Raw genomic sequence first — 12,398 nt, forward strand, 5'->3', positions numbered from 1 at the left:
AATTGGAATGTTTCTGCTGGATACGTAAGTAAGCAAACTTAGATTCATTTAGGCACTAGGCAAGGAGTGTTCATTTATTTTTTAGAATCGATAGATATATTTTGCTGAAAGCCCATAGTTGACTGTTAAAACCGAAGAAAATGCATCTGTTTATTAAGCTATAGTCTGGGTATTAGCGCCAACTCTAAACAACTTTTTTGTTTTCTATTTCTTCTATCATTGAAAGAAGCTCTATATTTTCGCTATAAACTGCATTAAAGGCAAAAGGCTTTTTGTGGAGTACATACTGATAAATAAAAAAGTCTGTTTCAGGAGTTGGGAATGAATCTATCTGCTTAAAATCATGCCATTCAAGTAATCCTTCGTTGCAAAGAGGAGGTTCAAAATATGGAACTTCTGCTTCATAAATAAAACTCATCCAATTGTACTTAGAGGGTGATGTCTCAACAAGAGTTCCACAAAATCGCATTTGGCCTATCTCCAAGCCAGCTTCTTCGCGTACCTCTCTTATGGCGGCATCCTTTGGATTTTCGTAAGGGTCTACTTTACCACCTACAGGTACATAAAGACCTTTTAAGGGCTCGTTAAACCTTTTTAGTAGTAGAAAATTGGTTTGATTGCGTAAAATACAAATTACAGCAACGCGTTTTAGTCCTTCCATGACGTTAATTTTTGATTCTTGTACTTAGAATAGTGCCGAGTCCTCCAAGGATAATCAAGGAGCATAAGGCAATCTTGAGCGAAGTAAACTCTGCAATATAGCCTATCATCACTGGGCCAATCATAAAACCAGAAATACCCACTGTTGAAATGGCAGCCAAAGCCACACCTGCTGACATGGTTTTGGAATGGCCAGCTTCGCTGTAAATTAAAGGAACAACCGTAGAAAGCCCTAATCCAGTAATAGAAAATCCCGCAATTACTGTCCAAGCATTTGGAAAAGCCAATGCGACCAACATTCCTAAGGTGACCAAACTACAGTTTAGAACAAGCGTTTTTTTCAGACCAAGTTTTGCAACGGTTCTATCACCTATAATTCTACCAATTACCATAGTGATAGAAAACGCCGTAAAAGCCGAGCTAGCATATTTGGTAGCAGTACCCAGTATTTGTTTGTAGTACAAAACGCTCCAATCTGCCATTGCACCTTCACAAAGCATTCCGCAAAAACAAATCACCCCTAATAACATAAGCGCTTTGTCGGGCAGGGCAAATAATGGTTGCGATTCAGAGGATTTGAAATCTTGAGCAATAAGGTATTTGAAAGTAATCAAAGCAACAACGATATCCAGAACTCCTACCGTACTTAAATGCCCAAGTGTAGACACGCCTTGCGATGCAAGTATCCCGCCCAGTGCAGCTCCAATCATAAACCCCATACTAAATATGGCGTGAAAAGACGACATGATGGATTTTTGCATGGTTTTTTCTACATTCACAGCCTGTACATTCATCGAGATATTGAGTAAATCGCCCCCAAATCCAAAGACAAATAAGGCAATTGCCAACTGCCAAGCTTGGGTCGAAATACCTAAGAATGGCATTGAAAATAAATAAATGATTGCAGAGATGAAGGTTACTTTACGACTTCCTAAAGCATTGATAATAACACCCGCCAAGGGTAACGCCGACAAGCTACCGATAGGCATAGCAAATAATACGGTGCCCAAGGCGGCATCTCCTAAACCTAATTTTTCTTTGACATCTGGAATGCGTGAGGCCCAACTAGAAAAGCTCAGACCTGACATAAAAAATAATGCATTAGTAGCATAGCGGGCTACTTTTGCGTGATTGCTAGAAGCTAGTGAAATTTCCATAAATTTTATAATGAGTGGAAAGTAAATACAAATTTACTAAACTTCTGCTGGAAGTAGGAGTGTTCCTATTTCATTCCAAGAATATACTCGTTTATAACCTTCGATATGAAAATTGTGTGGCGCATCATACAACAAACCCGTACCTTCAAATTTGACTAAGTTTTTTTCGTGATCATCAATCAAATAGTCGGCTTTGATCATGTATTTATGTCCGCAGAATACCGTATGCTTCCAACCGATGAAAGGAAAATGTTCTTCCAACCATTCTAATTTTTCGGTTAAAGAGTTAGGGAATTCAGTGGCAGCCGATACGATAAAGATTTCATAATGCGCTTGAAGCTTTTTTACCGTTTCAATTGCATTTTCAAAAACAGGTAAGTCTCTAAAAAATCCTTTTTGGTGAAGAAAATCACGAATTGGATAATACTGGGCATAAAAATCCTTGGCTTTCTCAGGATTACTGATGTCCTCTCTCGTAAAATTGGTTCCAAGACGTTGGTTGGTTTCGCGAAGAATACCCGATGTGGTGTCTGCCAACACATCATCCATGTCGATTGCAATACGTTTCATAAAATAAAGGGAGATAAAGTAAACAATTATTATTGATTGGGATTGGTAAGTTTTTCAAGCAATAGGCTTACGGCTTTCGGCTTACAGCTTACGGCTTACAGCTTTGGGCTTACGGCGTACAGCTTAGTGCATTCAGCAAAATAAAACACAATTTAACACTCCTTGCCTTGTGCCTTCAATACATTTTGCCAACTTACTTAAGTTTTGTTTTGAGGCAATAGGCTTACGGCTTTGGGCTTACGGCTTACAGCTTTGGGCTTACGGCGTACAGCTTAGTGCATTCAGCAAAATAAAACACAATTTAACACTCCTTGCCTTGTGCCTGTTGCCTGTTCCCTTATGCCTATTGCCTTGTGCCTATAAATCAAGCTAAAACTACACTTTCATAATAGCCATCTCCTGTACGACGAGGTTCGCCAATAATTTGTATACCCTCTTGTCTCATTAATTCGGTGAGTTCGTCAACTTTTTGTTCATTGCCCAACTTAAAAGCAAAATGAGTTATACCTACCATTTCGGTTTTGGGGTTATCTCTTTCGGGAATTTGCGGTTTTTTCATTAACTCTATTCTTGTACCCGCCTCAAAGCTTAAAAAGTAGGACTCAAATTGCTTAGTAGGATTATGATATTTGTGATTACATTTTGCTTCAAAATAGCACATATAAAAGGATTTCATCTTTTCCAAGTCATTCGTCCAAATAGCAATATGTTCAATAATCATCGTATTTAGATTTTATTCACTATGCAATTTTCCGAATAAAAACGTATAAATCAAAATGTTTTTTGTTAAATTTGTGAATAAAAACGAAATAAAACGAATAGATGTTAAGAGAAGAACGCCTTCAAATAATCTTAAAAATGCTAGAGGCCAATCAGCGAGTCTCTTCGATGGAGCTTTCCGAGATACTGAATGTTTCGGACGATACTATTCGTCGTGATTTGAATGAATTAGCCGAAAATGGTCTTCTTAAAAAAGTACACGGAGGGGCCGTGCCTAAGGCTGCGCATCCTTACAAGCTGAAAGAACGTATCAATTTGGCTCATGAAGAAAAGATGGTTTTGGCACGAAAAGCACAAGCGTATTTTTATGATGGACAAGTTATTTTATTGGACAATGGCTCTACCAATATGGAGGTGGCTCGGATGATGTCCCCAGATTTAAAGGCCACTGTTTTTACAAATAGTTTACAAATTGCTCAAATTTTGTGTGAGCATTCCTCGATTCAATTATTTTTTTTAGGGGGAAAAATATTCAAGGATGCTCAAAATACTTACGGAGCAGAGGTAATCGAAATGCTGCAAAAAATTAGGGCCGATATCTGTATTTTGGGCGTTTGCGGTATTCATCATGATATTGGGGTAACGATACAAGATTGGGGAGAAAATCAGGTCAAGCGCAAAATGGTAGACATTTCGCAGAAGGTTATAGCCCTGGTAACTGCCTCGAAAGTAAACACTGCCGAAAGTTATGTGGTGTGTACTTTAGACCAATTGGATGTAATACTAACCGACGATTGTATAGAAGAAGAGGTGCTCAAAGATTATCGTCTTCATTCTATTACTATTCAATAATTGGGGAATGTGTAGAAAATTTTCTACAATTATGTGTGGAATATGCTCTACTGAATCGGCTAAAATACGCCAAATTACGTTTGGCATGAATATTTCACTATAATAATTAAATATAATAGTGGTTAGGTATAGTTCAGAAAGGTGGGAATGATAATTCCCACCTTTTTTCTTTTTTATATCGGTATACATACCACAAATGTACTCCCTTCTCCCAAAGTGGATTCTACTTCGATATAGCCCTTGTGCGATTGAATAATATTGAGGGTTGCAGACAAACCCAAACCAAATCCATTTGATTTTGAGGTAAAATATGGTTCAAACAGCCTATCTAATTGTTCGGACGACATACCCATTCCATTGTCTTTGATTTTGATACAATAGTGAGAATCCCTGATTAAAGTTTGTATATCAAGTCCCCCTTTGCTCGTCTCCATCGCCTCTACCGCATTAATGATAATATTGACCAAGGCAATTTTCATTTGTTCTGCATCAAGTTGGATAGGAATATCTTCACACAAATCTTTTGAAAGCTGGATATTTTTCAGATTTATTCGATCTAGGGCATGCAAGATACTCTCTTCTACTACTTGATTGCCCGAGCAGCTATTGAGTGTAATCGTTGCAGGACGATAGGAGTTTAGGAGTTCAGTGATTAAATCTCCTATGCGATTACTATTTCTCTTAATGATTTCCAGAAAAAAAGACAAGTCCTCTTCCTGAAGTTCAGAGGCCAATTGGTCGACCGATAAGTTGATATTGGTAAGAGGGTTGCGAACCTCATGTGCCAGTGTTCGAATAAGCCTACCAGTTGCGGCAACTTTTTCAGAAATTACATGTTCTTTTTCAGCTTTTCTTAAATTAGTGATATCTCGAACTACTCCCAAAAAATACTCAAAACCATTACTATCGGTACGTTTGAAAGCATTGATTTGACAAAGCTTTTTTTCTCCTGTTTTGGTAATTAACCATGCTTCATAATTATCCAAACGGCCAAATTGTGCTAGTTGGGAGGCAAAATGCTGCCTGCTACTTGTACTACCAAAAAGGCTAGTAGTAGTCATATTTCGAAGCTCCTCAGACGAATATCCCGTTAAGACGCTTACTTCAGGGTTGAAGTAGAGAAAACTTCCATCAGAGGGACTCGTCAGTACAATTGCTTGTTGGATATTATCAAAAATACTTTTGTATTGGGCTTCACTTTCTCGTAAGGATTGTAGTGTTTGGGCACGTTCGAGAGAATATCGGATACAACGTTCGATTTTTTCGGCATCCAGCTCACTCTTAATCAGATAATCCATTGCGCCGAGCTTCATAGCCTCCTCGTCGATTTCTTTGTGACCTTTGCCTGTAAGCATGACCATGGGCGTTGCGATACGATGTTCTTGTACCACTCTCAACAAATCAAGCCCAGTTTTGGCACCAAGTCGAAAGTCAAAAAAACAAATATCAAACTTCTCTTTTGTCAGATAATTGATTGCCATCGAAAAGGATTTGGCCCAGCTTACTCCAATAGATTGTCCAGAAATTTGTTTGATATAGTCGCAAGTAAGGAAGTAATCGTCGTCGTCGTCATCTACCAATAAAAGTTTGATGTTGGTACGATTTAACATAAAGTAATTAAGGTTTAAAAGGTAAAAATAGCGTAAATGTGGTACCTTGATTTTGGTTACTTTCTACTAAAATAGCACCGAAGTGGTTTTCAATTATTTTTTTACAAATGGCCAACCCAAGACCTGTCCCTTCAAATTCGGCGTTACCATGAATTCGATGAAACATGGTGAATATATGTTCTTTAAATTCGTCTTCGATACCTATGCCATTGTCTGATATACTTATTTTCCAGTATTTGTTTTCAACAAGTTTTAATTTCAAAATTTCTTCTACCGAGGCCACATTGGCGCTAATACTCACTTGAGGTGGTGTGTTCTCGTCGACAAATTTAATCGCATTAGAAATCAAATTTAAAAACAACTGATGCATCTGCGAAGCAAATGCTTGTATGGTAGGCATATCTCCAACAATAATTTTGGCCTTCTTTTTTGAAATGACTAATTCCAAGTCTCCAATGGCATTGTGAATAATCTGAGTAAGATTTACCTCGGTTGAGGGCAGCGGTAAATTATTTCTTGAAATGCGCGAATAAGCCAGTAGGTTGTCGATAAGACTTTTCATTCTATCACTCGAAGATAAAATTCTATCTATAAAAAAATGTCCCTCTTCACTGAGTCCATCAGCACAGCGTTCGATTAGTTTGTTGGCAAAGGCGGTAATTTTTCGTAAAGGCTCTTGTAAATCATGGGAGGCAATATAGGCAAACTGCTCCAAGTCCTGATTAGACCTAAACAACTCTTTGATTTTTTCCTCAAGAGCCACTTCATAATTTTTAATTTGAGTGATATCCGCAGAGGTACCCAGTACTTTCACGACCTCGCCATTGTCGTCCAGATAACATTTTCCTTTGATTGCTAAGTATTTATATTCACCTTTTGCATCGATAATTGAGTGCTCAAACTCATAATAGGTTTTTTTCTCTGAGACTGATTGATTCGAAATACTACTTGTATATTCTCGTTCGTGTTCGGGTATATGCTTTTGGTAAAAACCAAAGGTCAAATCTTTACTTTCAAAATCGTGTGGATTATACCCAAATACTTCCAAAAGGCCATCAGACCAACGGACAGTCTCGGCGCCTACATACCATTCCCAGCTTCCATATTTGAAAATTTTCTCGGCTTCGTTTAATTGATTTTTTTGTTGTAAAATTAGGTTATTGTGCTGTTGTAGTTGTGTGATATCTTCGGCTATATGTAAAATCTCAAATTGTGATTCTGGATTTTGGCTTCGCAAAACCATGCTTCGATGACGCAATATTAGTTTTGAGCCATTTTTGTGTTTTAGTTCGATATTATATTCAATACTTTCTCCAGTATTTATTATTTTATGAAGATCTTCAATTCTTAAAGCCCATCTATCCAATTCTTGCTGACTCATGGCGAAGTCGATGGAAAAATCATTTCGAATCAAATCTTCCTTATCATATCCTAATATGACCGAAAACTTCCGATTGATAAAGGTGATTTTTTTTGAAGGAAATTCCTGTATATATACCAAGTCGGGTATGAGTTGAATAAATTTATCTAAGGGTATATTATCTCTTTGATATAAAGGCATTTGGGCTTTTTGTTAAGGTTTGTATTCTAAGATTAAACCAGTTGGCAATCGATTGGTTTTTGTCAAATCACAAAACTTTTGGAAAGTTCGATAGAAAATTATATTCGGCATTAAGTAATCGTGCAGAATTATATTTAAGTTTTGTGTTTTAGGGACAAGGCAACAGGCACAGAGTGTTAAAATGTTTTAACGACCACGGACATTCATTTTTCCCATAGCCCACCGCCGAAAGCCGATACCTGAAAGCTTAGGGCTTTTAGCTCTGGGCAATCGGCAAAAATATATTCATTGTTACTAAAAAACATATTAACACTCTTTGCCTTGTGCCTGTTCCCTAAATCACATCAATTAACTCTAATTTTGCAGCAATACTTAATAAGTAGCAAAGATCAAATTAATAGTATATCTAAGGCAAAATTTGACTATAACTTTTTGATTATGAATATCTTCTGATAACCCTGTACTTTTAACTAATAACGTTTTCCTACTTAAGTTGCTGGTATCTATAAATGGGTATTTAAAACCATAAAAAAACTACTAAATATTGTAATTACTCATTTTGTTGTAAAGGGTTTTTCGGTCTATGCCTAACAACTTAGCTGCTTTGGTTTTGTTATAGTTTACTTGTTTGAGGACTTGTAAAATTGTTTCAAATTCGGCATCTGATGCAACAGATTTTAGATTAAGATTCTGAGATGACTCAGAAAAATTACTCGACGATGCGCCTAATTCTGGAGGGTTTTCAAACACTAATAATTTGTTATGATTAATTAATTCAAATGGAAGACTTTTGGCCTCTATAAAATCCTTTTCTGAAAGTAAAGTTGCTCTTTTGATTACATTTCTCATTTCGCGAAGATTGCCCGGCCATCCATAAGACTTAAAGACTTCCTCAACTTCGGGAGCAAATTTTTCGATATTTTTGTCTAATTCTTCATTGGTTTTTGCCAAGAAAAAATGAGCAAACTCCATAATATCTGATTTGCGCTGACGGAGCGGAGGTACTTCTATACTAAATTCATTGAAGCGATGGTACAAATCCTCTCTAAATTTTCCTTTTCTACTTGCTTCTAAAAGCCTCTCGTTCGAGGCCACGATAATTCGTACATCTACCGAAATTTCTTTGGTGCCGCCAATTCTTCGTAGGGTTCTTTCTTGTACCACACGCAAGAGCGATACCTGAACATCGTAAGGCAAATTTGCTACTTCGTCAAGAAAAAGCGTACCACCATTAGCCATCTCGAAGTGCCCAATCTTCTGATTAATAGCCCCAGTAAATGAGCCTTTTTCGTGGCCAAATAACTCGCTTGCTGCTAGTTCCTTAGAAATTGCCCCACAATCCATAGCCACAAAAGGACCACCAGCGCGCTTACTACGAGCATGGATTTCTTGGGCAATAGATTCTTTTCCCGAACCGCTCTCTCCGTAGATGATAACACTGTAGTTGGTGGGTGCCACAAGGTCTAATTGTCTGAAAAGGTTCTTTGATTCTTGTCCCGAGCCGGCAATATGGTCTTTTTGGATTAGGCTTTTTTTAGCGTTAGTTGCCTTTGATTTAGTTGGTAAGGTACTTGTTGTTTGGGTAGTTTTCTGTAAAGCATTTTGAATAGTAACCAATATTTCATCAGGAAATAGCGGTTTGGTGATGTAGTCAATAGCTCCCATTTTCATAACATTTACGGCTGTTTTAATATCCGAATATCCTGTTATGATTAATACAGGAAGTTGAGGTTTTTTCTCTTGTATTTTCTGTAAAATAGTTGCCCCTGTCATATCTCCCAATCGGAAATCGGTCATGACTAAGTCGGGATGAAACTCATCGAGTAAAACAAGCCCACCGTTACCACTTTTTGAAATTGCTACCTCATAGCCATTTTTTGTAAGAAAGCGACGCAACAGCATGCAGATGTCTGTGTCGTCGTCTATTACAAGAATTTTTTGCATTCTTTAGTTTGTTTAAGTTACTAGTAACGTATGATTGTTGTGGTTAGAAAGTAATCGTACAAAATTAGATTTAAGTTTTGTGCTAAAGGAAAAGCGTGCAAAATTGTTTTTTAGAAACATGAGACATGTTTTTGCCTATTGCCTACAGCCTAAAACACAAAGACCATGGCCAAAAGCCAACTTTATCTACTGATTTATAAAACGATTATTTAGGCCAAAAAGGAAGGTATCCTTATTTTATGATACAAATGAAATATACCAGACAAAAGTAATTCACCATGACGGAAAAGTGACATTACTTGAAGATTGAAGTTAGCTGATTTTTGATTTTTTCCCTAAAAAGGAAGTACAAAAAATATCTACTTGATTGTTGGATAGAGATATTGTCAAAATAAATACCCAGTAAATAAAGAATATCATTTACTGGGTAAAGTTACTATACTTGGTGAAATAGTTTCAGAATTATCCAAGACAATTTTAGCCATCTGATGTCAAAATCTGAAATCTTTCAAGGAATTTACTATTTGATATAACGCCAATCCTCATTACCTTTCAATGCCAAGAGTGATTCATAAATCAAGTTGATAACAGCCTGAACATCGTCTTTGTGTACGGTTTCTACTGTTGTATGCATGTATTTTAATGGTAGCGAAATCAAGGCTGAAGCAACGCCTTCGGTAGCATAAGCAAACGAATCAGTATCTGTACCTGTAGAACGTGACACGGCTTGGCGTTGAATAGCAATATCATTTTCGGTGGCCACATCGATAATGAAATCACGAAGGTTGTTTTGCACGGCAGGACCGTAGCAAATCACAGGACCCTTGCCACATTTTAAGTCACCTTGTTCTTTTTTGTTGTACATAGGCGACTGAGTGTCGTGAGTTACGTCGGTTACGATAGCCACGTCTGGTTTCAAACGGCGAACAATCATTTCGGCACCACGCAGACCAATTTCTTCTTGCACAGCATTTACCACATACAAAGTATAAGGTAGTTGAATGTTATTTTCCTTTAAAAGACGAGCAACCTCTGCAATCATAAAACCACCCACACGGTTGTCGAGGGCACGACCTACATAAAAACGGTCATTGAGCTCAGTAAGTCCGTCCTCAAAAGTAACTACAGTACCTACGTGAACGCCCATTTCTTCTACCTCTTTTTTATTGGCAGCGCCAAGGTCGATAAAAATGTCGTTGACTGTTGGGGCTTTGTCTTTTCCTAAGTCACGTACATGGATAGCAGGGTAGCCAAATACACCTTTCACAATACCTTTTTTGGTATGTAAATTACAACGCATCGAGGGAGCAATTACAGCATCTGAACCGCCATTGCGACGAACGAAAATATAGCCATTGTCGTCGATATAGTTGACAAACCAAGAAATCTCATCGGCATGTGCTTCAATCACTACTTTGTAAGGCTGTCCGGGGTTAATTACACCAACAGCAGTACCATAGACATCAATGATGGTTTCGTCGATATAAGGTTTTAGGTAATCTAACCAAATTTGTTGACCAGACGCTTCAAAGCCAGTTGGCGAGGCGTTATTCAAATATTCGTAGAGGAAGGTTTTTGATTGTTCTGTCATAACTTAAACTATAAAATAATTATCTAAAAATGTTTTTAAAGGCTTTAATATTTCTGCATCAAGATTCCAATGAAAAGAATTCAAATAGTCTCGTTTGGCTTCTTTTATTTTTTCTTTTTCTTTCCCCGAACTCCCAACCAATGCTTCCATATAGGCATAAATTCTGGTTTTGCGAGCGGGGAGCGTATATTGGTTATTGCTTGACAAGCAAGTCTCGTAAGTATCCCAACAATCCAGTATGATCTGGTGATTGGGATGTATGAGTTGTATCAGAAGGCTCTCCAAATCTCCATTCTTGTGGTGATCTGGTAATAGGAAAAACTGAAATGGATATTGCTTTTTAAAGCTTTCAAGTTTTAGGGATTCTTCTACAAAAATATCTGCATCGAAAATGATGATACTATAAATATCTAAGATACTATTTCGTTGTATAGTTCCCCATAGTTTTAAAAGATTCTCTTTGCCGCCTATGATAAGGATATCTGAGTTTTCGTTGCCTTGTTTTCCTATGCTGGTATTTATACCATACCAGTAAAAAATTAAATCGTGTAGAAACTTTGCATCGGCATCACCCTCTACAAAAAACTGTTTTTTCATAAACTTTATTATCTTGTATTTGCTCCAATATTTAGTGCGAATTCAAAGCCTTCAAAGTCAAATGTCACTGATTTTACTTCACCTGATGAATTTTCTACCAAGCTTATGTTTCTCGCGTCTTTTTGATATTCTTCCCCTAGTTCTATTAATGCTTCCACAAAATATTTTTGACATTCAAAGCTATGTGTAGTAGCGAAGAGTTGGATACCCTGATTCCTACAAAGTAGAATTATATCTTTCCAAAAAGTGGTTAATCTTGAAAAATGAATACCATTTTCTATTTCATCAATCATAATTCTTTTATCACTTCCACAACTCAAAATCCCAATGATTATTCGGCTAAGTTTCACTACACCATCACCAAATCTAGTAATAGGGTAGACCGTATTTTCATTAGATAGTACTACTCCTATAGTGTCTTCGCCCAAATAATTATGAATTCGGGTTTCCTCGAGGTTAGTTATTAGATGTGAAATAATAGAATCAAACTGCTTTCTTACTGATTTATATGGATTGATATTTTGGGCATATTTTTTAACGAGCTGTGAACTAAATCCTGTATTATTTGCTAAAAGATTGAATGTTTTTTTTGCTTGAGAAAGATAATATTTATTAAGTGAAACTAACTCTTTAGAACTGTTTCTGTCTATTTCCAGAAAAGTATTGGTCTCATTATCATTTATTTGTCCCTTAATACTGTTGAATTCATCAGGAGTTAATTCAGCTAGCATTTTAGGAATGATTTTTATAAAACTAGTTGATTCTTCTCCAATGAATTGAGTAGTGAAAGATAGAGAAATGTCCTTTTGGGTGAGAATTGACTGCCAGGTTTCTTTTTGATTTATCAATGAAACTATATCCGATATTTTGTAACCAATCGTCGGGAAAAGCTTTCTCAAAATGAAAGAATTATATAGCTTGACCACCCATTCATATATCTCTTCATCAAACAACAAAGCTTCCAACACACTTGTTTTCCCTACATTGTTGTCTCCAACCAAAAGGTTGAATTGACCAATGTTGCTTATTTCAAAAGAATCAAATCTTTTGAAATTTTCGATTTTGAAATATGTCAAATGATTGCTGTCCATACAATATCGTTTTTACAAAAATACAAAACCCCAAAGGTTTTAAAA

General features: G+C 36.8%; 11 protein-coding genes. 1 reads left to right on the plus strand and 10 read right to left on the minus strand.

Annotation, left to right across the window (positions count from 1 at the left end; translation table 11 throughout):
- Window positions 1–184 precede the first annotated feature (184 nt).
- The 4 genes from ACOVQ4_RS21065 to ACOVQ4_RS21080 all read right to left on the minus strand — a co-directional run bounded on the left by ACOVQ4_RS21065 (window position 185) and on the right by ACOVQ4_RS21080 (window position 3,108).
- Window positions 185–661 carry an NUDIX domain-containing protein gene (locus ACOVQ4_RS21065; protein WP_421822570.1) on the minus strand — a complete coding sequence of 159 codons (477 nt, stop codon included), beginning with the start codon at window positions 659–661 and terminating at the stop codon, window positions 185–187.
- A gap of 4 nt (window positions 662–665) precedes the next feature.
- Entirely contained in the window at window positions 666–1,817 is a 1,152-nt protein-coding gene (locus tag ACOVQ4_RS21070) for an MFS transporter (protein ID WP_421822571.1), read from the minus strand.
- A 36-nt stretch (window positions 1,818–1,853) separates the two neighbouring features.
- Window positions 1,854–2,387: a 5' nucleotidase, NT5C type gene (locus tag ACOVQ4_RS21075; RefSeq protein ID WP_421822572.1), complete on the minus strand. Its 534-nt coding sequence runs from the start codon at window positions 2,385–2,387 to the stop codon at window positions 1,854–1,856.
- 364 nt (window positions 2,388–2,751) lie between these two features.
- Window positions 2,752–3,108 (minus strand): VOC family protein, encoded by a 357-nt coding sequence (locus ACOVQ4_RS21080; RefSeq protein ID WP_421822573.1) that lies wholly within the window; start codon window positions 3,106–3,108, stop codon window positions 2,752–2,754.
- 101 nt (window positions 3,109–3,209) lie between these two features.
- Between ACOVQ4_RS21080 and ACOVQ4_RS21085 the strand changes: the two genes are divergently transcribed.
- Window positions 3,210–3,959, plus strand: a complete 750-nt coding sequence (locus tag ACOVQ4_RS21085) for a DeoR/GlpR family DNA-binding transcription regulator (protein WP_421822574.1) — start codon at window positions 3,210–3,212, stop codon at window positions 3,957–3,959.
- 173 nt (window positions 3,960–4,132) lie between these two features.
- On the opposite strand, the gene ACOVQ4_RS21090 is transcribed toward ACOVQ4_RS21085, so the two are convergent.
- From ACOVQ4_RS21090 to ACOVQ4_RS21115, 6 genes are all read right to left on the minus strand, one after another.
- The gene (locus tag ACOVQ4_RS21090; protein ID WP_421822575.1) at window positions 4,133–5,569 is read right to left on the minus strand and encodes a PAS domain S-box protein; all 1,437 of its coding nucleotides are present in this window, start codon (window positions 5,567–5,569) and stop codon (window positions 4,133–4,135) included.
- 7 nt (window positions 5,570–5,576) lie between these two features.
- Window positions 5,577–7,130, minus strand: coding sequence for a sensor histidine kinase (locus ACOVQ4_RS21095; protein WP_421822576.1), 1,554 nt, complete (start codon window positions 7,128–7,130; stop codon window positions 5,577–5,579).
- A gap of 537 nt (window positions 7,131–7,667) precedes the next feature.
- The gene (locus ACOVQ4_RS21100; protein ID WP_421822577.1) at window positions 7,668–9,074 is read right to left on the minus strand and encodes a sigma-54-dependent transcriptional regulator; all 1,407 of its coding nucleotides are present in this window, start codon (window positions 9,072–9,074) and stop codon (window positions 7,668–7,670) included.
- A gap of 520 nt (window positions 9,075–9,594) precedes the next feature.
- The gene (locus tag ACOVQ4_RS21105) at window positions 9,595–10,665 is read right to left on the minus strand and encodes a M42 family metallopeptidase (RefSeq protein WP_421822578.1); all 1,071 of its coding nucleotides are present in this window, start codon (window positions 10,663–10,665) and stop codon (window positions 9,595–9,597) included.
- A gap of 3 nt (window positions 10,666–10,668) precedes the next feature.
- Window positions 10,669–11,262, minus strand: coding sequence for a DUF3226 domain-containing protein (locus ACOVQ4_RS21110; RefSeq protein ID WP_421822579.1), 594 nt, complete (start codon window positions 11,260–11,262; stop codon window positions 10,669–10,671).
- An 8-nt stretch (window positions 11,263–11,270) separates the two neighbouring features.
- The gene (locus ACOVQ4_RS21115; RefSeq protein ID WP_421822580.1) at window positions 11,271–12,353 is read right to left on the minus strand and encodes an AAA family ATPase; all 1,083 of its coding nucleotides are present in this window, start codon (window positions 12,351–12,353) and stop codon (window positions 11,271–11,273) included.
- Between the last annotated feature and the right edge of the window lie 45 nt (window positions 12,354–12,398).

It is taken from the genome of Flectobacillus sp. (assembly GCF_049240685.1).
Taxonomy (GTDB): Bacteria; Bacteroidota; Bacteroidia; order Cytophagales; family Spirosomataceae; genus Flectobacillus.